At 70.4% G+C, this 22741-nt stretch carries 23 protein-coding genes; 13 read left to right on the plus strand and 10 right to left on the minus strand.

What is annotated here, in order from left to right; all coding sequences use genetic code 11:
- Nucleotides 1-4 precede the first annotated feature (4 nt).
- The 3 genes from AB0M59_RS22005 to AB0M59_RS22015 form a co-directional block, all read right to left on the minus strand.
- On the minus strand, nt 5-328 hold the full coding sequence (locus AB0M59_RS22005; RefSeq protein WP_364617681.1) for a WXG100 family type VII secretion target: 324 nt from the start codon (nt 326-328) through the stop codon (nt 5-7).
- Nucleotides 328-864: a YbaB/EbfC family nucleoid-associated protein gene (locus AB0M59_RS22010; protein WP_364617683.1), complete on the minus strand. Its 537-nt coding sequence runs from the start codon at nt 862-864 to the stop codon at nt 328-330. The genes AB0M59_RS22005 and AB0M59_RS22010 overlap by 1 nt, the downstream gene beginning before the upstream one ends.
- Nucleotides 865-1006: 142 nt before the next feature.
- On the minus strand, nt 1007-2299 hold the full coding sequence (locus tag AB0M59_RS22015; protein WP_364617685.1) for an MFS transporter: 1293 nt from the start codon (nt 2297-2299) through the stop codon (nt 1007-1009).
- A 200-nt stretch (nt 2300-2499) separates the two neighbouring features.
- Here AB0M59_RS22015 and AB0M59_RS22020 point away from each other — a divergent pair, with 200 nt between their 5' ends.
- A complete protein-coding gene (locus AB0M59_RS22020; RefSeq protein ID WP_163046886.1) occupies nt 2500-3081 on the plus strand; it encodes a YqgE/AlgH family protein in 582 nt (193 codons plus the stop codon).
- On the opposite strand, the gene AB0M59_RS22025 is transcribed toward AB0M59_RS22020, so the two are convergent.
- Nucleotides 3078-3497, minus strand: a complete 420-nt coding sequence (locus AB0M59_RS22025; RefSeq protein WP_364617687.1) for an SdpI family protein — start codon at nt 3495-3497, stop codon at nt 3078-3080. The genes AB0M59_RS22020 and AB0M59_RS22025 overlap by 4 nt on opposite strands.
- Nucleotides 3498-3563: 66 nt before the next feature.
- On the opposite strand from AB0M59_RS22025, the gene AB0M59_RS22030 reads away from it, so the two are divergent.
- From AB0M59_RS22030 to AB0M59_RS22040, 3 genes are all read left to right on the plus strand, one after another.
- Entirely contained in the window at nt 3564-4724 is a 1161-nt protein-coding gene (locus AB0M59_RS22030) for an esterase-like activity of phytase family protein (RefSeq protein WP_364617689.1), read from the plus strand.
- Nucleotides 4725-4877: 153 nt separating this feature from the next.
- Complete coding sequence (leuS, locus tag AB0M59_RS22035; protein WP_364617691.1) at nt 4878-7724, plus strand: leucine--tRNA ligase; 2847 nt, start codon at nt 4878-4880, stop codon at nt 7722-7724.
- 90 nt (nt 7725-7814) lie between these two features.
- On the plus strand, nt 7815-8552 hold the full coding sequence (locus tag AB0M59_RS22040) for a 3-oxoacyl-ACP reductase family protein (protein ID WP_364617693.1): 738 nt from the start codon (nt 7815-7817) through the stop codon (nt 8550-8552).
- Here AB0M59_RS22040 and AB0M59_RS22045 read toward each other — a convergent pair.
- The 5 genes from AB0M59_RS22045 to AB0M59_RS22065 form a co-directional block, all read right to left on the minus strand.
- The gene (locus tag AB0M59_RS22045) at nt 8549-9286 is read right to left on the minus strand and encodes a TetR/AcrR family transcriptional regulator (RefSeq protein ID WP_364617695.1); all 738 of its coding nucleotides are present in this window, start codon (nt 9284-9286) and stop codon (nt 8549-8551) included. The genes AB0M59_RS22040 and AB0M59_RS22045 overlap by 4 nt on opposite strands.
- 72 nt (nt 9287-9358) lie before the next feature.
- Nucleotides 9359-9943: a DUF3558 domain-containing protein gene (locus AB0M59_RS22050; RefSeq protein ID WP_364617697.1), complete on the minus strand. Its 585-nt coding sequence runs from the start codon at nt 9941-9943 to the stop codon at nt 9359-9361.
- A 20-nt stretch (nt 9944-9963) separates the two neighbouring features.
- Complete coding sequence (locus AB0M59_RS22055; protein ID WP_364617699.1) at nt 9964-10374, minus strand: hypothetical protein; 411 nt, start codon at nt 10372-10374, stop codon at nt 9964-9966.
- Entirely contained in the window at nt 10371-11108 is a 738-nt protein-coding gene (locus AB0M59_RS22060) for an ESX secretion-associated protein EspG (protein WP_364617701.1), read from the minus strand. The genes AB0M59_RS22055 and AB0M59_RS22060 overlap by 4 nt, the downstream gene beginning before the upstream one ends.
- The gene (locus AB0M59_RS22065) at nt 11105-12478 is read right to left on the minus strand and encodes a hypothetical protein (protein WP_364617703.1); all 1374 of its coding nucleotides are present in this window, start codon (nt 12476-12478) and stop codon (nt 11105-11107) included. Before AB0M59_RS22065 ends, AB0M59_RS22060 begins: the two co-directional genes overlap by 4 nt.
- Nucleotides 12479-12678: 200 nt before the next feature.
- Here AB0M59_RS22065 and AB0M59_RS22070 point away from each other — a divergent pair, with 200 nt between their 5' ends.
- The 8 genes from AB0M59_RS22070 to AB0M59_RS22105 all read left to right on the plus strand — a co-directional run bounded on the left by AB0M59_RS22070 (nt 12679) and on the right by AB0M59_RS22105 (nt 20867).
- Complete coding sequence (locus tag AB0M59_RS22070) at nt 12679-13197, plus strand: YbaB/EbfC family nucleoid-associated protein (protein ID WP_364617705.1); 519 nt, start codon at nt 12679-12681, stop codon at nt 13195-13197.
- Nucleotides 13198-13221: 24 nt separating this feature from the next.
- Nucleotides 13222-13545 (plus strand): hypothetical protein, encoded by a 324-nt coding sequence (locus AB0M59_RS22075; protein ID WP_364617706.1) that lies wholly within the window; start codon nt 13222-13224, stop codon nt 13543-13545.
- A complete protein-coding gene (locus tag AB0M59_RS22080) occupies nt 13538-14521 on the plus strand; it encodes a hypothetical protein (protein ID WP_364617708.1) in 984 nt (327 codons plus the stop codon). Before AB0M59_RS22075 ends, AB0M59_RS22080 begins: the two co-directional genes overlap by 8 nt.
- Before the next feature lie 5 nt (nt 14522-14526).
- Nucleotides 14527-15585 carry a hypothetical protein gene (locus AB0M59_RS22085; protein ID WP_364617710.1) on the plus strand — a complete coding sequence of 353 codons (1059 nt, stop codon included), beginning with the start codon at nt 14527-14529 and terminating at the stop codon, nt 15583-15585.
- A 339-nt stretch (nt 15586-15924) separates the two neighbouring features.
- On the plus strand, nt 15925-16794 hold the full coding sequence (locus tag AB0M59_RS22090) for a ribokinase (RefSeq protein WP_364617712.1): 870 nt from the start codon (nt 15925-15927) through the stop codon (nt 16792-16794).
- 28 nt (nt 16795-16822) lie between these two features.
- Nucleotides 16823-17338: a hypothetical protein gene (locus AB0M59_RS22095; RefSeq protein ID WP_364617714.1), complete on the plus strand. Its 516-nt coding sequence runs from the start codon at nt 16823-16825 to the stop codon at nt 17336-17338.
- 214 nt (nt 17339-17552) lie between these two features.
- Nucleotides 17553-19214, plus strand: coding sequence for a phosphoenolpyruvate--protein phosphotransferase (gene ptsP, locus AB0M59_RS22100; RefSeq protein WP_364617716.1), 1662 nt, complete (start codon nt 17553-17555; stop codon nt 19212-19214).
- A gap of 252 nt (nt 19215-19466) precedes the next feature.
- Nucleotides 19467-20867 carry an MFS transporter gene (locus AB0M59_RS22105; RefSeq protein WP_364617718.1) on the plus strand — a complete coding sequence of 467 codons (1401 nt, stop codon included), beginning with the start codon at nt 19467-19469 and terminating at the stop codon, nt 20865-20867.
- Between the two features lie 73 nt (nt 20868-20940).
- Here the strand turns inward: AB0M59_RS22105 and AB0M59_RS22110 are convergent, their stop codons facing one another.
- A complete protein-coding gene (locus AB0M59_RS22110) occupies nt 20941-21612 on the minus strand; it encodes a DUF1707 domain-containing protein (RefSeq protein ID WP_364617719.1) in 672 nt (223 codons plus the stop codon).
- 198 nt (nt 21613-21810) lie between these two features.
- Between AB0M59_RS22110 and AB0M59_RS22115 the strand changes: the two genes are divergently transcribed.
- Nucleotides 21811-22740, plus strand: coding sequence for a hypothetical protein (locus AB0M59_RS22115; RefSeq protein WP_364617721.1), 930 nt, complete (start codon nt 21811-21813; stop codon nt 22738-22740).
- Nucleotide 22741: the final 1 nt, after the last annotated feature.

A 22741-nucleotide genomic window follows, 5' to 3' on the forward strand; every position in this document is an offset into this window, starting at 1 on the left:
CGGGTCATTGCCCCTTGCCGAGCTGCGAAGTCACGTCTTCGTCGGCGCCCGACAGCGCCTTCATCGACTTGGCGACGTTCTGCTGCATGCCGCGCAACCCCTGCACGAGGTTGGCGAAACCCTCGACGGCGCCCTGCGAACCGGGCACGTAGTCCTTGGCGAACTCCTTGCCGGAGTCGTCGTCGCCCCAGCACGCGCCTTGCGCGTCGAGGGCGCCCTGCAACGCCTTCAGCGCGCTGTCCAGCCCGTCCGCCGCCGTGGTCAGGCCGCTCGACGCGCGCAGGACGGCGTCGGGTTCCGCGGTGAACCCGGAGCCCCCATCGGGCATCAGTCGCCCCTCGTCATCCAGGACGACGGCGGCTCCTCGTCCTCGTCACGCGGCGGGCGGACGCGCTTCGGGGCCGGCTTGGGTGCGGGCATCGGCGGCGGCACGGCCTCGTTGCGCAGGATCGAGCCGCCTTCTTCGTACGAGGGCCGCGGCGCCGGCGCCTCTTCCTCGACGAACTCGGGGATCTGCGGCACCAGCCCGGCCAGCGACGGCGCGCCTTCGACGAGGTCCGCGAGGTCGGGCAGTCCCTCGGTGATCGGCGCCATGAGGTCGGCGATCTTCTGCTTGACCTGCAGCGATCCCTGGCGCACCACCGTTTGGACGGTGTTCGCGAGCTGCGCGGGCGTCGTGCGTTCGAACGCGTTCGGCGCGAACTCGAGCTTCGCGAGGTTGCCGCCGGCGTCGATCGTGGCGCGGACCAGGCCGTCGGGGGACTGCACGTGGGCGGTGGTTTCCGCGGCCGCGGCCTGGGCGTCCCGCAGCTGCGTGGTCTGCCGCTCGAAGTTCTCCAGGAGGGTGTCCATCTGGTCCTTCATCGCGGCATTGCGTGCTTCGAGCCGTGCACGGTCGTCGCCCGCGGTGGTCACAGGTGCCCCCGGTGTCCCTCGAACCTACTAATGACTTGCCGTCACCCTAATGCCAATGGAGCAGTGGCCGTGACCGGTTGGGGTGTTTGCCTCAGCGAATCGCGCGCCGTCGCGCCACCACGTACCCGGCTCCGCCGACCAGGTAGCAGACGGTCGCCGCGATGAGCAGGCCCGGCGAGCGGCCGTCGTCCGGCACGACGAGCGCGGCCAGCGAAACCGCCGCCACCTGCGTGATGTTGAAGAGCGTGTCGTACAGCGCGAACACCCGGCCGCGGGCTTCGTCGGCGACGTCGAGCTGGATCGACGAATCGACGCAGAGCTTCAGCACCTGCCCGGCCCCGGTGATGACGAAGGACGCGAGCAGCGCCAGCGGCAGCACCATCGGCAGGCCCAGCGCGGACTGCGCGATCGCGGCGAGCAGCAGTGAACCGAGCACCGCGCGCAGGCGGCCGAAGCCGCGGATCAGCCGCGCGGTCAGCAGTCCGGCGACCAAGATGCCGGCGCCGGCGAGCGCGGCCATCTGCCCGAGCCCGGGCAGGCCGGCGCGGAAGATTCCGTGGTCGGTGAAGTAGTTCCGCATCATCAGCACGGTGACCAGCAGCGACACCCCGAACGACGCCCGGTGCGCGAACAGCGCGAGGAAGCCGGCGGTGACGCTGGGGGCTCGCCAAGCGTGACGAGCACCGTCGGCCAGCCCGCGGGCGACGGCCAGCACGGGGTTCGGCGGCTCGTCGACCACCGTCGGCCCGAGCACCCCGCGCGCGAAACCGCGGGCGATGAACGCCGAGACGAGGGTGCCGAGCACCGCGAACGCCGTGGCCTCGGCTGATCCGACGTTATTGCTGCCGAACAGTGCCCGCAAGCCGATCGCGCAGCCGCCACCGATGACCGCCATGAACGAGCCGAGCGTCGTGGCGAAGGCGTTCGCCGTCACGACGCTCTCTTGCTCCACGACGTGCGGCAGCGACGCCGAAAGCCCGGAGCCGATGAAGCGCGAGATGCCCTCCGCGGCCAGGGCCAGCGCGAACAGGCCGATACCGCCGAGCCCGAAGCCGACGGCGGCGGCCGACGCGACGATCGCCAGGCCGCGCAGGAGGTTCGCGAAGATCAGGACTTTCCGGCGGTCCCAGCGGTCCAGCAGGGCACCGGCGAACGGCCCGACGACCGAGTACGGCAGCAGCAGCGCGGCGAACCCGCCGGCGATGGCCAGCGGATCGGCGCCGCGTTCGGGGTTGAACAGCACGGCTCCGGCGAGACCCGCGCGGAAGACGCCGTCACCCCAGCTGGCGGCGAAGCGCGTGAAGAGCAGACGCCGGAAGTCCGGGTCTTTCAGGAGCTCCCGTGGCCCTCTGCGCGTTGTTTCCGCACCGGTACTGATCGTCACGGGGCCAGGGTAGAGGGCCGGCGCACTCAGCCTCGCCTCTCGGCGGCTATGCGCAGTGTGGCTCCTGCCGGACGGTATTCCACAAAGGCGGTTCTTCAGTGAGCCCGGGGGACACGGAGTGCGCCGACCACTGTTTCAAACGAGGCTGCTGAGGCGATTGTTCCCGAGCCGAAGTAATTCGCCGGGCCAGAGGTGAGATCATGGGTCGCGTGCCAGCGGACGCCGAGGTTGAGCCGGGAACGCTCCTGGTCGCCGCCCCCACGATGGTGGACCCCAACTTCAAGCGGACCGTCGTGTTCGTCATCGATCATCGCGACGAAGGCACGCTGGGCGTGGTCCTGAACCGGCCGAGTGACGTCGCCGTGCACGACGTCCTGCCCAACTGGGGCGGGCACGTCGCCGAGCCGCAGGCGGTCTTCGTCGGCGGGCCGGTCGAGAAGAAGACCGCGCTCTGCCTGGCTGCGCTCCGCACCGGCGAGACGGCGGCGAGCGTGCCGGGCGTGATCGCGGTCCGCGGGCCGGTCGCGCTGGTCGACCTCGACACCGATCCCGAGGCGCTGGTGCCGAAGGTCCGCGGCGTGCGCGTCTTCGCCGGGTACGCGGGCTGGGACTCCGGTCAGCTGGCCGGCGAGATCGAACGCGACGACTGGGTCATCGTGCCCGCGCTCCCGAGCGACATCCTGGCCTCGCCGAGCGGCGACCTGTGGAGCCAGGTGCTGCGCCGCCAGGGCATCCCCCTGGCGCTGCTGGCCACCCACCCGGGCGACCTCCAGCGGAACTAGGCTTCTTCCTTCTTGAAGACCCCGCAGCCGCCGGAGCCGCACGCGCAGCCGGTGCAGCCCGCGGGCGCCGCCGGAGCGGGCGCGGGCACGGTCAGCGCGGCCCGGTTGCCGAGCACTCCGCCGCCCATGACCAGCAGGAGCATGGCGAGCACCCCGGCGAGCGCGGCGGACACCAGGCCACCGGTCGTCGGCATCGCGAGCCCGGCCAGCCCGGTGAGCACGGAGATCGCGCCGCCGGCCATGGTCGGCAGCCCCGCGATGCGGTTGGCCAGCTTGAACGCTTCTTCGCTGCGCAGCGCGGCTTGCGTGCGCACGCCGGTCCCGCCTTCGCGCGTCAAGCGCTCACGGAACCCGAGAAACCCACCAAAGCCGACGAGCAGACCCAGCACGACCGGAACCAGCGCGATAGCGAACACGAGGTCAAGGATAAGCGTGACGTCCTGGCAACCTGGCGGATACCCTGACCGACTGTGCTACAGGCCATGTCACCGCGCGTACTGCCCACAGTGTTGACCGCTGCCCTGATCGGGGGGCTCGTCGCCGCAGCGCCGGCGAGTGCCACCGAGAGTCACCAGCGGCCGCTCCGCCTGCTCGGCGAGCAGATCGTCCCCAACTCCCTGCTGTTCCAGGGCACGGTGGTCGGCGGCCTCTCCAGCATCGACTACGACCCCCGGACCGGCGGCTACGCCCTGATCTGCGACGACCGGTCGGCGATCAACCCCGCCCGCTTCTACACGGCGACCTTCCCGGTGTCGGCGAACGGCGTCGGCCCGGTCACCCTCACCGGCACGAAGCCGCTGCTGCGCCCGGACGGCACGCCGTACCCGCCGCTCACGCAGAACGACCCCTCGAAGCCGCAGAACGAGCAGACGATCGACCCCGAAGAGCTGCGCGTCGACCCGTGGACCGGCGACTACTACTGGTCGCAGGAGGGCGAGCGCACCGCGACGACGTTGATCGACCCGTCGGTCCGCGAGGCGCAGCGCGACGGAAAATACGTCCGCGACCTGCCGATCCCCGCGAACGAGAAGATGACGCCGACGGCGGGCCCGCGTCAGAACCTCGTGCTCGAGGGCATCACCTTCACCGGGTTCGGCTCGCTGCTGGCCAGCGAGGTCGAGGGTCCGCTCCTGCAGGACGGCCCCGAGCCGACGACCACCACCGGCGCGCTCTCGCGGATCACCCTGCAGTCGCGCTTCGGCCCGATCCTGGCGCAGTACGCGTACCCGCAGGAGCCGCTCTTCGCCGCGCCGGTGCCGCCGACGGCGTTCGCCACGACCGGCGTCTCCTCGATGTTGGCCGTCGATCAGGCCGACCCGACGAAGTTCCTGATGATGGAGCGCTCGTTCAGCACCGGCGTCGGCAACAAGGTGCGTGTCTACGAGATCGACACGAAGGGCGCGACGAACGTCCTGAACGTCAAGTCCCTGGCCGACGCGAAGCACGTCAAGCCGGTCAAGAAGCGGTTCCTCTTCGACGCCGCCGACCTCGGACTGTCCACTGTGGACAACATCGAAGGCATGACGTGGGGTCCGAAGCTGCCGAACGGCGAGCGCAGCCTGGTGCTCGTCAGCGACAACAACTTCTCGGCCACCCAGGTCACCCAGTTCTTCGCACTGGCGGTCCCCTCCGAACGGCTTTGACCAGCAAGTTACGATGAAGGTATGAACACGGCTCGGCTGCTCCTTAGCCTGCCGCGCTGACCGGGCCCGGCCCGGCCGGCGCGGCGACCCCTCATGCCCTGGTGGCTGGGGGGTCGAGTTGTTTCTGGAGCGGCTCCGACGGAGGAAAACGGCATGACCGAGACGACAGGGACGCCCACCGACGTCCCGGCGCACCGCTACACGGCCGCGCTGGCCGGCCAGATCGAGCAGCGCTGGCAGGACCACTGGGCCGACCAGGGCACCTTCCACGCGCCGAACCCGGTCGGGCCGCTCGCGGTCGAGGGGCAGCCGGTGCCCAGCGACAAGCTGTTCGTCCAGGACATGTTCCCGTACCCGTCGGGCTCCGGCCTGCACGTCGGGCACCCGCTGGGCTTCATCAGCACCGACGTCTTCGCCCGGTACCACCGGATGATCGGGCGCAACGTGCTGCACACGATGGGCTTCGACGCGTTCGGCCTGCCGGCCGAGCAGTACGCGGTCCAGACCGGGCAGCACCCGCGCAAGACCACCGAGGAGAACATCCGGACCTACCTGCGCCAGATCCGGCGCCTGGGCCTGGGCCACGACGAACGCCGTCGCATCTCCACGATCGACCCCGAGTACTACCGCTGGACGCAGTGGATCTTCCTGCGGATCTTCAACTCCTGGTACGACCAGGATGCGGGCAAGGCCCGGCCGATCGCCGAGCTGGAAGCCGCGTTCGCCGACGGCTCGCGTCCCACGCCGGACGGCCGTGACTGGGCGGCGCTGAGCGCGCCCGAGCGGAAGAGGGTGATCGACGACAACCGGCTGGTGTACATCTCCGAAGCGCCGGTCAACTGGTGCCCGGGCCTGGGCACGGTGCTGTCGAACGAAGAGGTCACCGCGGACGGCCGCAGCGAGCGCGGCAACTTCCCCGTCTTCCGCCGCAACCTGCGGCAGTGGATGATGCGGATCACCGCGTACGCCGATCGCCTGGTCGACGACCTGGACCTGCTGGACTGGCCCGAGAAGGTCAAGTCCATGCAGCGGAACTGGATCGGCCGCTCGCACGGCGCCCGCGTCACGTTCAAGGCCGGCGACGACGCGATCGAGGTCTTCACGACCCGGCCGGACACCCTGTTCGGCGCCACGTACATGGTGCTGGCGCCGGAACACCCGCTGGTCGACAAGCTGACGACCACCGAGTGGCCGTCGGACGTCGACCAGCGCTGGACCGGTGGCGCGGCGACGCCCGCGGAGGCCATCAAGGAGTACCGCGTCGCCGCCTCCCGGAAGTCCGAGCTGGACCGGCAGGAGAACAAGGAGAAGACGGGCGTCTTCACCGGCTCGTACGCGACGAACCCGGTGAACGACAAGCAGATCCCGATCTTCGTCGCCGACTACGTGCTGATGGGCTACGGCACCGGCGCGATCATGGCCGTCCCCGGCCAGGACGTCCGCGACTGGGAGTTCGCCGAGAAGTTCGGGCTGGACATCATCCGGACCGTGCAGCCCTCGGATGGCTTCGACGGCAAGGCGTTCACGGGTGACGGCCCGGCGATCAACTCCGGCTTCTTGGACGGCATGGACGTCGCCGAGGCCAAGAAGACGATCATCGACTGGCTGGCCGAAAAGGGCGCCGGTATCGGCACCGTGCAGTTCAAGCTGCGTGACTGGCTGTTCTCGCGCCAGCGCTACTGGGGCGAGCCGTTCCCGGTGGTCTACGACGAGGACGGCGAAGTCCACGCCGTGCCCGAGTCGATGCTGCCGATCGAGCTGCCCGAGGTCGCCGACTACTCGCCGGTGACGTTCGACCCCGAGGACCGCGACTCGATGCCGTCGTCCCCGCTGGCCCGCGCGACCGACTGGGTCGAGGTCGAGCTGGACCTGGGCGACGGCCCGAAGACCTACCGCCGCGACATCAACACGATGCCGAACTGGGCGGGTTCGTGCTGGTACCAGCTGCGCTACCTGGACCCGACGAACAGCGACACGTTCTGCGCGCCGGAGAACGAGGCGTACTGGATGGGCCCGCGGCCCGGCGAGTACGGCGCGGACGACACCGGCGGCGTCGACCTGTACGTCGGCGGCGTCGAGCACGCGGTGCTGCACCTGCTGTACTCGCGGTTCTGGCACAAGGTGCTGTTCGACCTGGGCCACGTGTCGTCCAAGGAGCCGTACCGGAAGCTGTTCAACCAGGGCTACATCGAGGCGTACGCGTACACGGACGCGCGCGGCGTCTACGTCCCGGCCGAGCAGGTCGTGGAGCGCGACGGCAAGTACTTCTTCGGCGACGAAGAGGTCAGCCAGGAGTACGGCAAGATGGGCAAGAGCCTGAAGAACGTCGTCACGCCGGACGAGATGGCCGAGAACTACGGCGCCGACACGTTCCGGTTCTACGAGATGGCGATGGGCCCGCTGGCCATGTCGCGCCCGTGGGCGACCAAGGACGTCGTGGGCGCGCACCGGTTCCTGCAGCGGCTGTGGCGCCTGGTCGTCGACGAGACGACCGGCGAGCTGCGAGTGTCCACTGAGGACGCTTCCGAAGCGGACCGCAAGGTGCTGCACCGGACCATCGCGGGCGTCCGCGAGGACTACGCGGAGATGCGGTTCAACACGGCCGGCGCGAAGCTGATCGAGCTGAACAACCACGTCACCAAGGTGTACGGCGCGGCCGCGTCGACGCCGCGCGAGCTGGCCGAGCCGCTGGTGCTGATGCTGGCGCCGCTGGCCCCGCACCTGGCGGAGGAGCTGTGGCACCGGCTGGGTCACGCGGACTCGCTGGTGCAGGGCCCGTTCCCGGTGGTGGACGAGAAGTACCTGGTGGAGGACTCGGTCGAGTACCCGATCCAGGTCAACGGCAAGGTCCGCTCCCGCGTCACGGTGCCGGCGGACGCCGCTTCGGACGCGGTCCAGGCGGCCGCGCTGGCGGACGAGAAGGTGGCGGCGCTGGTCGGCGGCGGCGCCCCGCGCAAGGTGATCGTGGTGCCGGGCAAGCTGGTCAACATCGTCTTGTAGCGCGCTGTCGGAAAGCCGCCGGTAGTTCGAGGGTGTTCTCGATTTGATTGAACGGTCAAGGAAAACCGTTCGATCGAAGGAGAACCGGGGATGACCCTCGACGGCAAGGTGGCGCTGGTGACGGGCGGCAGCCGCGGTATCGGCGCGGCCACGGCACTGCGGCTCGCCGAGGACGGCGCGGATGTAGTGCTGACGTACCAGCACAACGGCGCACGGGCGGCCGAGGTGGTCGATAAGATCAAGAACCTCGGCCGTCGCGCGCTGGCGATCCAGGCGGACTCGGCGGACGCTTCCGCGGTGTCGGCGGCAGTTTCGGCGACTGTCGCCGAGTTCGGCCGGCTGGACGTGCTGGTCAACAACGCAGGCGTCGGTTTCGTCGGCGCGTTCACCGAAACTGCGCTCGAGGACGTCGACCGTGTGCTGGCGGTGAACGTCCGCGGCGTGTTCGCGGCGACCCAGGCGGCCGCCGGAGTTCTGGAAGACGGCGGCCGCGTGATCACGATCGGCAGCTGCGTCACGGACCGCGTGCCCGGTCCGGGCATGGCGCTGTACGCGACGAGCAAGGCGGCGATGGTCGGCCTGACCAAGGCGCTGGCGCGGGAGCTCGGCCCGCGCGGCATCACGGTCAACCTGGTCCACCCGGGCCCGACGGACACGGACATGAACCCGGCCGACGGCCCGTACGCGGCTGACCAGCGTGCTTTGACGGCTTTCGACCGTTACGGCTCGCCCTCGGAGGTCGCCTCGGCGGTGGCTTACCTGGCTTCACCCGCCAGCGCGTACGTGACGGCGGCGACGCTGTCGGTGGACGGCGGCCACGCGGCCTAGCCGGAGTAGAGCCCGATCTCCCGGGCGAGGTCGATGAGCATGGCCTCGAACAGGACGTCCGGCTTGGACATCGGGATCGGGTAGTTGCCGAAGACCTCGAGCGTGACGTGCCCGTAGAGCCGGGCCCAGAACTGGATCATCAGGTACGTCACGCCGAGGTCGATCTTCTCGACCGGCACGTGCCGGTCGGACTCGGCGAGCACGGTGACCAGCGACTCCTGGAACGTCTGGAGGTCGTCCCGCAGCTCGTCGGGCACACCGCTGGCGGACGGCAGCACGATGTCGGTCCGCGCGAGCACCCGCCCGGCGGCGGCCAGGAAGATGCGCCCGAAGGGCTCGTCGACCCGGCTCAGAGCGCTTCCCGTCGTCGATCCCACACCCCCGGTCGGCGACGCGAAGACGAGCGTGAATTCCTTCGTGTGGGTGAGCGCCCACCGCCGGAACCCCTTGCAGATGGCGAACAGCTGCATGATCCCGTCGTCCGGCAGCTCGGCGATGTCCTCAGCGAGCTCGTTGGCCAAGTCGGCGCAGACGTCCAGCCGCAGGTTCTCGACGAGGTCATCACGGGATTCGTAGTACCGGTACAGCGCGGGCGCGGTGATCCCCAGCTCCCGCGCGATGGCACGCAAAGTGACCGCCTCCGGCCCCTGCTCGACGAGCAGTTTCCGGGCGGTCCGCCGGATGTCCTGTTCGGTAGCCGCACGCGCGCGACCCCTCCGGGTGGGGTGGCTCATCCGAACAGTCTAGGTCCTTACTACGACAAGTCTTGCATTAACGCGATCTCCGCCGTAACGAAAAGGTGCAGCTCAGGCCCGCGCCTTGAGGTTGGTCAGCACCGTGTCGGCCACTTCGGGTGCGAGGTCGAAGCAGTCTTTGCCTTCGCCGGCGGCCTTGTCGCCGAGCGTCAACCCGGTCGAGAACGCGAGCTCGTCGGTCACCCCGACGACGATGACACAAGCGCGCTTGTCATCAGTGTTGGTGTAGGCGACGGCGGGAAGTCCTTGGATCGCTTCGAGTGGCTGCCAGCGCGCGGCCTTGGGCTTCACGTTCTGGTAAGCCAGCCTGATTCCTTGATCGGATTCCGTCTGATAGGCGACTGTGATGCCTGCTCCTGATCCGGAAGCGCTGCTCCACTGACATAGCGGGCCGAGTTGGGTGTCACTGGGCTTGGCCGGGGTCGACTGCCCGAGGAAGTGTGCGACTTGGCTGCTGGTGAGTGCGCTGTCGCATGGGCTGCCGTCGAGTGCCGTCGTTGGGAGAGGACTCTGCACTTTAGGTACGTCGCTGTCGGCCGAAGCGGTACTCGAAGGTGCGGTCGTGGTGGTTGCCGGTGCCTTTGGGGTGCCGCTGCACGCGGAGATCAGCAAGCAGCCTGCCATGATCGCGGCCATGGTCGTTGTGGATCGCTTCGTCATTCGAGGGCCCCGCTTGTCTTGTTCGTGCCGTCTGCCGCTTGCTGGTCGGCCGCCTCGACCATCCCGAGTGCCTTCTGCAAACGCGTGATCAACTCGGACAGATAGTTGTACTGGTAGTCGAGATGGCCTTGATAGAAGCGACCGGTTTCGTTGACACCGTTCGGACCGACGACAGCATCGGTGCTGGCCGGCTCCTGAGCGGGCGGTGTCGCCTGCGACAGCACCTGCGCGGCGTCGCGCTGCTGCTGGATCGAAAGTCGCAAATCCGTCGCCTTCTTGAGCATCGCCCGCATCTCCGAGCTGCTCATCGCGAACCCCTGCCCACCGGCCGGCCGCGACGCCCCACTCGGCATGTCCGTCGCCCAGAAGCCGAGGCCGCTGAAGATCGCGCCTCCTGGATCCGTCATCGTCCTCCCCCTAACCCGTTCAGCGTCGCGTACAGCACAGCCGTCAGCGCTCCCCGGGTCCCCGGCTGAAAACTGACCATCCGCTCACGCGCCGGATACACATACGTCAGCACCCGCCCAGCCCCGGCGACGTCCACGGCCGTGATCGGTGCACTGCGCGAACCCCGGCTGACCGCGTAGCACTGGTGCAGCCCCGTCCGCTCGGCCGCCATCAGCCGTCGCGCCCAGACCAGGGGGTCGCCGCCGCGATCCGCGGTCGGGTCGTCGAGGTCGTACGACTCCTCCCGGCCCGAGAACCGCGCTTCCGGGATCGACACCGGCGAAATCCGCGCGGGCGGCACCGGCGGCAACACGTCCACCAGCGACTCCGCGATCCGCGACGGCTCCACGACGTCGATCCGGACCGTGTCGCCCTTCCGGATCAGCCGGAGCGCGTCCGGGCCGTCGGCCGCGACCAGGACCGTGCCCGACTCGTCCGCCGCGATGTCGCCCAGCCACGCCGTGAACTGGTGGGCGCCCTTCGCCAGGACGCGCAGGATGTCGCGGAATTCGCGCGTCAGCGTGCCGCCCGCCGCGAGCCGGAGCGAGGTGAGGACGTCGAGGACCTTCTCGTCGAGCCGCTTGCGGGTCTCGTCGCCGAGCCAGAGGTTGTCCACGCCGAGGACCGCGGGCGGCGGGCCGTGCCGCTCCCACTCCCACGCGGTGAGCAGCGCGGCCTTGGGTAGGAAGATCACAGCCCGATCACCGGTGGCACGGTCCGCTCGTCGGACCCACCGAAAATGCTCTCCGGGTCGGCTTCCACCAGGTACGACGCGCGCTGGTGCTCTTCGTCCTCGGGCTTGCCGCCCTTGGCGCCCTGGCCCATGCCGCCCATCCCTGGCGAGCCCGGCTTGCCCGCCGCGCCGCCGCGGACCCCGCCGGTCGCGCCCGGACGTCCTTCGCCCGGCACGCCTGCTCCGGTGGACGCGCCGGGGCCGCGGGCGCCCGGCCCGGTGCCGCCGCTCGCGCCGGACGACGAGCCCGGCCCGAATCCGCCGCTACCAGGGCCAAAGCCGCCACCAGGACCCAAGCCGCCGCCGGAGCCGGGCCCGAACCCGCCGCCGGGACCCGAGCCGGGGCCGAATCCGCTGCCCGGTCCCGTCCCCGGTGGCTGGTAACCCGGCGGGTACTGCGTCGACGGCGGCACGTAGCCCTGCGCGCGAACGCTGTCGTCCACGCCAGGCGTGATGGAGCCCGGCGGCGTGACGTGCCCCGGTGGCGGTGGCTGCACGACCGGCGGGTGGACCGCCGGCGGCGGCTGCACCTGCGCGCCGATCGACCGGTCGTCGTCGCCCCCGTGAGTCCGCTTCTTGGGCGGCGGCTCGACGGGCTTCTTCGGGTCCTGCACCGTGAACTCGCCGCCGGTGTACTCGCGGAGCTGGCCGTAGTCGATCGTCCGCGACGCGGTGTTCGTGTCGGACTGCTGCGCGTACGAGCTGTACCGCTCGACGTTCTCCGAGGCCTTCCGGTTGTATTGGTTGATCTTGTCTTCGGTGTCGGTGTCCCACGGCGTCGCGACGTCCCAGGCGCTGCGCGTCGGCGGTTGGTCGGTGACGTCCGGGTGCAGCGAGTTCTTCATCTGGTGGAACTGATCGATCTGCGCCTGGGACAGCGTCGAGTTGCGATCGAGGGTCGTGGACGCGGACACCGCCGACGCCGTCAGCGGCTGAAGACGTTCCCGGGCCGCGTCCGAGGCACCGCCGGTCCACGCGGATTCGAGACCGGAGGTCAGCTCGCGCGTGCCCTGCTCGAGCCGGCGTTGGTAAGTCGACTGGTCGACACCCGCTTGGTGCACCTTCTGCAGCGACTCGGTGCCCGGCCCGCTCATCACGGCTTGGACCAGCTGCCCCGGCGACAACCCCGCGGTCTGCGGGTTGTCCGCGCCGGTGCCGGTCCGCGAACCGATGTACGCACCCGCGACCGCGCCGAGCGGCCCACCCGCGAGCAGGCCGACGCCCGCGCCGTTCAGGACCTTGCCGAGCCCCTCACCACCCGACTGGACGGCGTGCGCGATTTCGGACCCGACGTGCTTGGCAGCGTCGAGCATGTCGCCGAACAACCCCACCGAACCACGCTCCCCACGCGTTCGATCTCCCCCCTTGCGTCACGGACAATACCCCACCGGTTACTCGCCGTACGAAGAATCGACCAGAACAGGCGGCCGCGACGGGCTTCGTCACAAAGAGCCGAACCACCCGCGACTGTCGGTGCCATGTGCCACACTCGGTCGCCGTACGGCTACTGACGTGAACAGGGGAGGTTCGCGTGACGAACCCTGAGCAACTGCTGGCGGGTTTCGACGCCAAAATCGCCGAGGCCAAGCAGCGGGGCGACCGCATGCAGGCCGAGATGGCCGCGATCTCCGTGTCCGAGCGCAGCCAGGATGGGCAGATCGCGGTCAAGGTCAACCACCTCGGCAACCTCGTCGGCCTGGAGATCGGGCACGGAGTGCGGGAGAAAGCGAACCTCGCCGACGAGATCCTGCGGACCGTCCAGCGCGCGCAGAGCCGGCTGGCGGGTGCCGTCCAGACCGGGATGCCGTCGATCGCCGGTACCGAAACCATGACCGAGCTGGTCGGCCGGCTCCACCGCGAGTACCCGGAGCCCGAGCCGCAAGGATTCGTGGACGGCGGCTACGCGGCCCCGGCCGACGGCTCGCGCTTCATCGCGGAGGAGGAGCCGCCACTACCGGCGAAGCCCAAGCCGAGCTCGGCCCCGCCGCGCCGCGAACCCGAGAACGGGGTCGACGACGACTACTTCAGCGACGGCGACTACCTGCGCTGACCACGGGAACGAGGGAGGGAAGACGTGAACAACCCGCAGCCGGACATCCGGATCAAGCCGGAGCAGTTGCTGAACCACGCGAAGAAGCTCGAACCGTTCGTCGATCGGTTCGCGAAAACGCTGGACGCGGCCGCCCAGGTGGTCGACCCGATGGCGTTCGGCCTGATCGGCCAGGCCTGCGGCCTCGGCGCGCTGTGCGGCGTCGCCCAGACCCTGGGCAGTGACTCCATCGGCCAGGCGAAGAACGTGGCCCAGGAGCAGATCGACCGCGTCCGCACCTGGTCCCAGCACGTCGATTGGTACGAGCAGGACGTCAAGGCGAACTTCGAAGGAATCCGCCTTGACTGAGAACGCTTTGGTGACCGACGCCAAGAAGAAGGTCGACGAAGGGTCCTCGGCACTGGAAGGCGCCGGGATGGCGCAGGACTTCTGGGACGCGGCGACGAAGGCGGCGGATGGCGACTGGACGGAAGGCCTGCTCAACCTCGGCTTCGGCGTCGCGGGCGTGGCGGAGTTCCTGCAGGACCCGATCGCGGGCCTCGCCGGCATGGGGCTCGGCTGGCTGATCGAGCACGTCGAGTTCCTGCGTGCCCCGCTCGATTGGGCGACCGGGAACCAGGAACAGCTCGACGTCATGCAAGAGACCTGGGGCAACATCAGCGACGAGATAGACGCGGTCGCCAAGGACCTGCTCGAGACGGTGAAGGCGGACAGCGCGGAGTGGACGGGCCAAGGCGCGGACGCCTACCGCGCGTTCACGGCCGAGCTCGGCGACATGTACTCCGGCGTCGCCGGCGGCGCGAAGGCCATCTCGGTCCTGATCGACGTCTGCAAGAGCATCTTGAACGTCGTGCGCAGCGTGCTGCGGGACCTGCTCACCGAATGCATCGGCAAGCTGATCAGCATCCTCATGCGGTACCCGGGTCCCGCCGCGCCGGCCGGTCTGGCCGGCGAAGGCACGGTCGAGATCGTCAAGACCGGCGAGCGGATGGCGGAGTGGCTGCGAAAACTGATGCGTGCCTTCGAGAAGGGCATCAAGCAGTTCGACGATCTCAGCGGGCTGTTCAGGAAAGTCGGCGGAAAGCTGCTCGAAGCCTTGCAGGACGCGGCTCGCGCGGCTCCGGGCATCTTCAAGGACGGGCTCAAGGAGCTGCCCAAGGCACTCGGTGAAGAGGCCGGGAAGGAGGCGGGGAAGAAGACGGCGGGCGCCTACGACGAAGCCGACAAGGAGTACCGCGAAAACCACTACAACGAAAAGAAGCCCCCGGCCGCCGAACCGGTTTTCCAGCAGCAGGGCACCCAGCGCATCTCCGGTTCGATCTAGCCGCCGTGGTGTCGACGACTCCGGGTGAGCCGGAAACGGCGGTGGTGCGGGTCCGGCTGCCGATCCACAACCCGCCGGCCGAACTGAGGATGGCCGTCGGGTGCATGGCTTTCTTCGGCGTCGTGTTCGCCGTCCTGGCCGGGCTGCTGGTTTGGGCGCGCAGCGAAGATCCGGTCGTGTACCTGGTCGCGCCCGCGCTCGGCCTGCTGGCGTTGGTGTGCTTCTGCTTCAGGCCGATCCTGCGGCGGTACATCCGCCGCAACGGCGCGATGGTGACGGCCAGGGTCGAGTTCGGCCCCGACGGGTTCCGGCAGCCGCTCGAAGACAAGACGACGCTCGTTCTGCCGTGGGACGACGTTCGCCGGCTCGTCTTCCGGGAAGGTCAGCCGGGCGGCCGGATCGCTCTCGCCGTTTCGCTGGTGGACGACGACGCGATCCGGAACCTGAACCCCGATTGCCGCCACAAGTCGGAAGACGGCTTCATCCTGTCGTCGGCGATGGCCAGGGAAGAGGCCGAGAAGGCGTTGGCGGCGATCGAGCGCTATCGCCCCGGGCTCGGCCGCTGGACGTCTCAGAACGTCCGGCGCGGTGGCTTCGGTGTGCCGAACCCGGTGAAGCGGCTGGTCAAACGCTGGCGTGCCGACCAGCCGGGAAGGCTCGTCCACGCCGGCCAAGCGTCCGCCGTCCGGCTGGCGTTGCTGTGGACGGCTTGGCTGGCCGTCATCGCCGACTTCGTGGCGCCGGCCTTCTACGACATCCCGGCGGGGATTCCGTTGCCGGTCGCTGTGGTGATCTGGGTACTGCTCTACCTGACGCGCTATCGGGGTGATTTCGGCGAATTCGCCCTGACGGCCGACGCGATCACCTGGCGACCCAAGGAAGGCGCCCCGGTAGTGGTGCGGCGCGCCGACCTCGCCCGGCTGAGTGTCGAACCCTCGGCGAAGACGGCCACCCGCCACTACGTCTCCGTCCACGCGATTCTCCGTGACGGCGAGGATCGGCAGTTGGCAGGAAAAGTCTCTCCGGGCGCCGGAAAACACGTGCTGCAGCTGGTGACCGCGTGAACTTGAGCCTCGTCGTAGCGTGAACCGCCGGCCGGAAGGGCGGGGCGCCGCCGGCGCCGATCACTCGGGGGGCTACGTGATCGGCGCCGGCGACCTGATGCCCTGTCCGGCTCTCGCCGGTCGGGGCAGCGTCATCACGTCTCGCGTGATGACGTACCTGGAGAGCGGGACTGGTCCGCATAGTGACGGCCGGGGGAATGGCATCCCCCGATCGAGTGACGGGCATCCGCTGCTCGCATGATTGTCGCACTCAACGCCGGATAAGTTACAAAAACCTTCACTTTCCTCCCGCGCACCCTTCCCGACCTGGTCGGACGGCTTTCGTGGCACAGTGCGGGGATGAACTCCGACGTCCTCGTTGTGGGATCCGCCAATGCCGACCTCGTCGTCGCGGTGGACCGGCGGCCGGCAGGTGGCGAGACGGTGCTGGGCGGTGACACCGTGCTTTCGCCGGGTGGCAAGGGCGCCAACACGGCGGTCGCGGCGGGCCGGCTCGGGGCGGATGTCGCGCTGCTCGGCGCCGTCGGCGACGATCCCTACGGCCGGCTGCTGCTCGATTCCCTGCGCGCTGCCGGTGTCGACACCGGACTGGTCCGGACCAGTGACCGGCCGACCGGCATCGCCTACATCACTGTCACCCCGGACGGCGAGAACGCCATCCTCGTCTCCCCCGGCGCCAACTCGAGTCTCGAGCCCGGCGACGTCGACGCTGTCTTCGACGGTGTCGAGATCATGGTCGCCTCGCTCGAGGTGCCGCTGCCGACCGTCGAGCACGCCGTCGCGCGGGCCGCCGAAAAGGGCGTCAAGGTACTGCTGAACCTCTCGCCGGCCGCGGAACTGGCCCCGGAGACGCTGGCCAACCTCGACGTCCTGCTCGTCAACGAACACGAGGCCGCCTGGCTGACCGGGCCCGGCGCGGACTTCCGGAAGCTGCTGGACCTCGGCCCGCGAGCCGCCGTCGTCACGCTCGGTGCGGCGGGTGCGGTCGTCGTGGAGAAGGACAACAACACCGAAGTCGAGTCGCCGGCGGTCGAGGCCGTCGACACCACCGGTGCCGGGGACGCGTTCGCGGGCGCGCTCGCGGCGTCGCTCGCCGACGGCGCCGACCTCGTCTCCGCGGCGAAGCGCGCAGTGCGCGTGGCGGCCTTCAGCGTGACGCGCCACGGTGCGCAGCCGTCCTACCCGACGGCAGCCGACCTGGGGGAATGACCGTCCGGGGGCGCGTGTTGCACCTCACATGGGCGACTCTTTCGGCTCGGCCTGGTGGCGCGGCTACGCCGCTCAACTGAAGGCGATCGCTGAAGCGCGCCGGCCCGACCACCTCGCGATCATGCCGCTCGGCGAAACGCTGAAGGCGCTCGGCAAGCAGACCGAGGTCGATGAAGGCGTCTACGACGTCCCGCTGGAAGGCATCGTCGGCACGGTCGCCCGCGCCGGCGACTTCGACCGCGAGTTCCGGCCGCGCAACCGGGCGTTGCGCGACCGCTGGGACCGCCTGACGCGCACCTCGGCCGACCTCCCGCCGGTGCGGCTCGTGCGCCTGTCCGACATGTTCTTCGTCGACGACGGTCACCACCGCGTCGCCATCGCGCGCGCCCGCGGGGCCACGACCATCCGGGCGCGGGTCCGCTGGATCAGCACGGTCGCCTGCGCGCTGCGCTGCCTGACGCTCGCCGACCTGCCGTCGAAGACCGCCGAACGGATGTTCCTCGAGCGCGTCCCGCTGCCGGACGACGTCCGCCTCGGGCTGTAGCTCGACGACCCGGCCGACTGGTTCCGGCTCGCCGACTCGGCCGAGGCCTGGGGTTTCCGCCGTATGCTGGCCGGACGGCCGGTGCGCAGCCGCGGCGAACTGGCCGAAGCCTGGTGGCACGAGGAGGTCCGGCCGGTGCTCGAACAGGTACGTGAGCGAGGCTTGTGCCCGCCACCACGAGATATCCAGACGTATCTGAGCTATGGTCTAGACCATGTCTGAGTTCGATGCCGCCTCCGCGGGGAAGAGTGCGGGGACCCTTTCCGGGGTCGCCGTCAGCCCCGGCCGTGCGAGTGGTCCCGTCGTCCGTGTCGCGGAGCCGCTGGGCGAGCCCGCCGCCACCCCCGCCCCGGCCGACCCCGCCGCCGAAGCCGCCCGGATCACACCTGCCGCCGCGATCGTCGCCGGCCGGCTCGAGAAGCAGGCCGAGACCGCCACCGGCGAAGCCGCGACGATCCTCATCACCACCGCCGCGATGGCGGCCGACCCGGCGCTCGCGTCGCAGGCCGAGCAACTGGTCAAGACGCAGGGGCTGCCCGCCGCGCGAGCCGTCCACCAGGCCGCCGAAGGCTTCGCCGAAGCGCTGGCCGCAGCGGGCGGGTACATGGCCGAACGTGTTCGCGACGTCCGCGACGTGCGCGACCGGCTGGTCGCCGAGCTGCTCGGCATCGCGCCGCCGGGGGTGCCGGAGCTGGCGTCGCCGAGCGTGCTGGTCGCGCGCGACCTAGCCCCGGCCGACACCGCGGGCCTCGACCCGGCGAAGGTGCTCGCCCTGGTCACCGAAGAAGGCGGTCCGACCAGCCACACCGCGATCCTGGCGCGGGCGCTGGGCATCCCGGCCGTCGTCGCCGTGCGCGGACTGCTGGCGCTGGACGCCGAGGCGCTCGCCGTCGACGGCGACGCGGGCACGGTCGAGGTCGCGGACCCGTCGGCGCCGGTCGTGGCGGCGACGAAGGCGCAGCTGGCGGAGTGGAACGGCACGGGCGCGACGTCCGACGGCCACCGAGTGAAGGTCTACGGCAACGTCGGCTCCCCGGCCGACGCGCAGGCCGCGGCCGACGCGGGCGCGGAAGGCGTGGGCCTGTTCCGCACCGAGTTCTGCTACCTGGACGCCTCGGACGAACCGTCGGTGGCCGAGCAGCGCGCGGCGTACACGGCGGTGCTCTCGCCGTTCCGCGGCAAGCCGGTGATCGTGCGGACCCTCGACGCGGGCGCCGACAAGCCGCTGGCGTTCCTCTCGCCGGAAGCCGAGCCGAACCCGGCGCTCGGCGTCCGCGGGCTGCGCGTGGCGTTCGACCGCCCGGAGATCCTGGACCGCCAGCTCGAGGCGATCGCGGGCGCCGCGGAAGATTCGGGCGCCGACGTCTCGGTGATGGCTCCGATGGTCGCGACGGTCGAGGAAGCCGCCTGGTTCGCCGAACGAGTCCGCGCGGCGGGCATCGCCCGGGCGGGCGTGATGATCGAGATTCCGGCGGCGGCGCTGAGCGCCCGCGAAATCCTCGAAGCGGTCGACTTCGTGTCGGTGGGAACGAACGACCTGGCGCAGTACACGTTCGCGGCGGACCGCCAGCTCGGCGCGGTGGCGAAGCTCAACGACCCGTGGCAGCCGGGTCTCCTGCGACTGCTGAAGCTGATCGGCGACGCGGCCAAGGCCGTGGGCAAGCCGGCGGGCGTCTGCGGCGAAGCGGCGGCGGACCCCAGGCTGGCGCTGGTCCTGGCGGGCCTCGGCCTGACGAGCCTGTCGATGAACGCCCCGGCGATCCGCACGGTCGGCGCGAGCCTGGCTTCGGCGACGCTGGCGGGATGCGAGGCGCTGGCGGAGGCGGCGCTGGCGACCTCGGACCCGGCGGCGGCGCGGGCGGCAGCTCGCCCCTGACCCGTGGTCCCGGGGGCGCCCCCCCACTTTCAGTCTATCGGTCATCACCGACAGTGCTGACCTGTGCGAATCTGAGAGCGCGGAGTTGTCCCCAATGCACGAGGGGTGTGGACAACCTGACGCATAGCCGTGAAGGCCGCCGCGGGAAGGCGGCCTTCACGGCTTTCCACAAAAGACCCGACCGGTTGTCGATTCCGGCTGCTCCCGCTCGACGAAGTGGTGAAAGCACCACTGAGCCGAGAGGAAGCAGCCATGACCACCACCGCCGAAGCCCCGGTCGGAATCCCGGCCGAAACCGTGCGGGCCGGGCGCCGGGAGTGGATCGGCCTGGCCGTGCTGGCCCTGCCCACCCTGCTCGTCTCGCTCGACGTCTTCGTCCTCGTCCTCGCGCTGCCGAAGCTCGCCGCCGGCCTGCACGCCGATGGCACCGAACAGCTGTGGATCATGGACACCTACGGCTTCATGGTCGCCGGGTTCATGGTCACCATGGGGACCCTCGGTGACCGGGTCGGACGGCGGAAGCTGCTGCTCATCGGGGCCGCCGCGTTCGGCGTCGCCTCCGTCGCCGCTGCCTTCTCGACCAGCGCCGGCATGCTCATCGCCGCGCGGGCCGTGCTCGGGATCGCCGGGGCGACGCTCGCTCCCTCCACGCTCTCCCTCATCGGGACGCTCTTCAAGAACCCGCAGCAACGCGCCCAGGCCATCGGGATCTGGGCCGGCTGCTTCACCGTCGGCGCCATCATCGGCCCGATGGTCGGCGGACTCCTGCTCGAGCACTTCTGGTGGGGCTCGGTCTTCCTCCTCGGCGTTCCCGCCATGGTCCTGCTGCTCGTCATCGGCCCGAAGCTGCTGCCCGAATACCGCGATGAGCAAGCCGGCCGCGTCGACCTGCCCAGCGTCGCCCTCTCGCTCGGCGCGATCCTGCCCGCCGTCTACGGCGTCAAGGAACTGGCTCGCGACGGCGTCCACCCGGTTCCGCTGGCAGCGCTGATCGCCGGCCTGGCGGTCGGCTACGTCTTCGTGAAGCGGCAACGCGTCCTGCAAGATCCCCTGGTCGACTTCAGCCTCTTCGCCGCGAAGGCCTTCCGCACGACGCTCGGCGGGATGCTCCTGTTCAGCATGCTCGGCGGCACCACGATGCTGTTCACCGCGCAGTTCCTCCAGGTCGCGCAGCACCTCTCGCCGGTCGGGGCCGCGCTCGGGCTGCTGCCCGGGATGGCCGCCTCCACCGTCAGCTTCACCGCCGCTCCCGCCCTCGCGCGCCGGGTGCAGCCGAACGTCCTGATCGCCGGCGGGGTCGCCCTCGCCGCGGCCGGCATGGTCATCCTCGCCCTCGTCGATCCCGCCGCCGGGCCGGCGTGGCCCGCGCTCGGGCTCGCCGTCACGTCGCTGGGCGTCGGCCCGATGGTCGCGCTCGGTACCGATCTCGTCGTCGGCTCGGTTCCGCAGCGCAAGGCGGGCGCCGCCGCGTCGCTGGCCCAGACCGTCAACGAGTTCGGCTACGCCCTCGGCATCGCGACCGTCGGGACCCTGGGCAACGCCGTCGTCCGCACGCACGGTCTCCCCAGCGGGCTGCACGTCGTCGCCGGGCTCGCCGCCGTCGCGTTCACGGGCCTCGTCTGGTTCGTCGCGAGGAACCTCCGGGCCGCCTGAAAAGCGCGAAGGCCTCCCCACCCGATGCCTGGGTGGGGAGGCCTTCTTGACGCCGGGGGCAGAGGGGCCCCGGCTAGCCGAACAACCCGCGCCGCGGGTGCCGGATGACCAGCGAACCGCCGTGGACCCGGCCGCTCAGCACGAAGCGCGGGTTCCCCATGTGCCCGTTGCTGCGCGTCTTGTCCTCCAGCGAGCCGAACTTGACGTCGGTGATCGAGTTGACGTCGACCGCCGCGTGCTCGGGGATGATCACCTCGACCGAACCCCACTTGGCGTCCAGCTCGATGTGCACCACCGGCGACTGGACCTGGGCCTCGGTGAAGTCGAGCTTCGTCGAGCCGTACTTGTTCCGCACGACCATCTCGGGCGGCACCACCCACGGCCCGCTGCGGACCAGCGACGAGTACTTCGCGTTGAGCTCGAAGCGCCGTCCGGAGGGGTACTCGCCGCCGTAGCCCGGCGGCGGAGCGGCCGCGTAGGACGGCGCCCCGGCGACCGCGGCCGCGGGGTGGTAGAGCCCGGCGAGGTCGGCCAGCACGGCGTTCAGCTCACCGCGGGTCCGCGACGCCAGTGCGCGGTCGGTGCGTTCGGTGAACTCGTCGAGGTCGATCATGCCGCGGCCGATGGCCTTCTGCAGCACCCCGACGACGTGCTCGCGCTCGTCGTCCGACACCCGAAGATCGCGTTCGCCCAACGGCTTGGTTTCGGTCATCGGTTCCGCCGCCGCGGTCTCTTCCTCGCCCATGCTTACGATGGTAGAACCGGATTTCACCAGGGAGATCGGGGGAAAACCCTGAACGGACCCGGATTCCGCGGCGCCGCCTTCTGCGCGGCGCTGGTTCTGCTGTCCGGCTGCACGGGCGAGACTTCGCCGCCGCCGAGCCCAAGCGCCACGAGTACGCCGCCGACGACTCCGCCGACGCTGCCCGAGGGGCTCGCCGGCGTGCCGGCGACCGGTGGCATCGGCATCACCGCCCTCGTCCCGACCACCGGCCCGACCCTGTTCGACGCCGACCGCGGACCCGTCGCCACGCCGCCCGGCTATCCCGGCGGCGATCTGGGGATCAGCGTGATCCGGGTCGGGACGCACGCCGTCCTGACGGCCTACCCGACGGGCACCGGCAGCGACGACCCCTTCGAAATCCTCGTCTACACCGGTCCCGCGAGCCCGCCGCGCTCGCTCGGCCGCGCCTGGTCGGTAGCCCCCGCCGTCGACGGCGACAGCGTGTGGGTCATCCGGCAGGACGCGCCCGACACCTGCCGGCTGCAGCGCGTCTCCCTCACCGGCGCGGAGTTCGGCCACGGCCAGTCCGCCAGCTGCCACACCCAGGTCCGGGCCGGCACCCCGCACGGCCTGCTGATCACCATCAACTCCGGCGCCGCCGAGTCGACCGACGCGCTGATCGACCCGGAGTCCGGCCGCACGGTCCAGCAGGCGCCGCGCATCCTCGGCGTCGCCGGCGACCGGATGCTCCTCGACGGCCTCACCGAGTTCACCCTCGTCGACCTGCGGGACAACAGCCGGCGGCAGCTCAGCCGGCCGGTGGTCGCGAGGACGCCGACCGTCGTGCCCTCCCGCGACGGCGGTATCTGGGCCGTCGACTTCGCCAATCCCGCTTACCGCGGGACCAGCACCCAGACCCGCGACCTCTGGCTGCTGCGCCTGGACGGGCCGGACTGGGAGCACGTCGCCGCGATGCCGTTCATCACCGAGCACCTCAAACGCGGCGGCGGCTTCGACTGGTCGGCGAACGGCGACCTCGTGCTCGCCGACGGCGTCCTCGCCGCCTGGCACCCCGGCGAGCCCCGGTGGCGGCTGGGCAAGGCGGCGCTGCCGACGACCGACTGGTCCGGCTTCGCGGTGCTGCCCTGAG

The organism is Amycolatopsis sp. NPDC051371, from assembly GCF_040682155.1.
Classification (GTDB): domain Bacteria; phylum Actinomycetota; class Actinomycetes; order Mycobacteriales; family Pseudonocardiaceae; genus Amycolatopsis.

What these genes read in the sequence shown, in the direction of transcription:
- AB0M59_RS22095 (WP_364617714.1), top strand. Translation starts at nt 16,823, where the DNA reads ATGGGCGACTCTTTCGGCTCGGCCTGGTGGCGCGGCTACGCCGCTCAA.
- ptsP (WP_364617716.1), top strand. Translation starts at nt 17,553, where the DNA reads ATGTCTGAGTTCGATGCCGCCTCCGCGGGGAAGAGTGCGGGGACCCTT.
- leuS (WP_364617691.1), top strand. Translation starts at nt 4,878, where the DNA reads ATGACCGAGACGACAGGGACGCCCACCGACGTCCCGGCGCACCGCTAC.
- AB0M59_RS22005 (WP_364617681.1), bottom strand. Translation starts at nt 328, where the DNA reads ATGCCCGATGGGGGCTCCGGGTTCACCGCGGAACCCGACGCCGTCCTG.
- AB0M59_RS22055 (WP_364617699.1), bottom strand. Translation starts at nt 10,374, where the DNA reads ATGACGGATCCAGGAGGCGCGATCTTCAGCGGCCTCGGCTTCTGGGCG.
- AB0M59_RS22030 (WP_364617689.1), top strand. Translation starts at nt 3,564, where the DNA reads ATGTCACCGCGCGTACTGCCCACAGTGTTGACCGCTGCCCTGATCGGG.
- AB0M59_RS22010 (WP_364617683.1), bottom strand. Translation starts at nt 864, where the DNA reads ATGAAGGACCAGATGGACACCCTCCTGGAGAACTTCGAGCGGCAGACC.
- AB0M59_RS22050 (WP_364617697.1), bottom strand. Translation starts at nt 9,943, where the DNA reads ATGGCCGCGATCATGGCAGGCTGCTTGCTGATCTCCGCGTGCAGCGGC.
- AB0M59_RS22045 (WP_364617695.1), bottom strand. Translation starts at nt 9,286, where the DNA reads ATGAGCCACCCCACCCGGAGGGGTCGCGCGCGTGCGGCTACCGAACAG.
- AB0M59_RS22105 (WP_364617718.1), top strand. Translation starts at nt 19,467, where the DNA reads ATGACCACCACCGCCGAAGCCCCGGTCGGAATCCCGGCCGAAACCGTG.
- AB0M59_RS22040 (WP_364617693.1), top strand. Translation starts at nt 7,815, where the DNA reads ATGACCCTCGACGGCAAGGTGGCGCTGGTGACGGGCGGCAGCCGCGGT.
- AB0M59_RS22020 (WP_163046886.1), top strand. Translation starts at nt 2,500, where the DNA reads ATGGGTCGCGTGCCAGCGGACGCCGAGGTTGAGCCGGGAACGCTCCTG.
- AB0M59_RS22110 (WP_364617719.1), bottom strand. Translation starts at nt 21,612, where the DNA reads ATGGGCGAGGAAGAGACCGCGGCGGCGGAACCGATGACCGAAACCAAG.
- AB0M59_RS22090 (WP_364617712.1), top strand. Translation starts at nt 15,925, where the DNA reads ATGAACTCCGACGTCCTCGTTGTGGGATCCGCCAATGCCGACCTCGTC.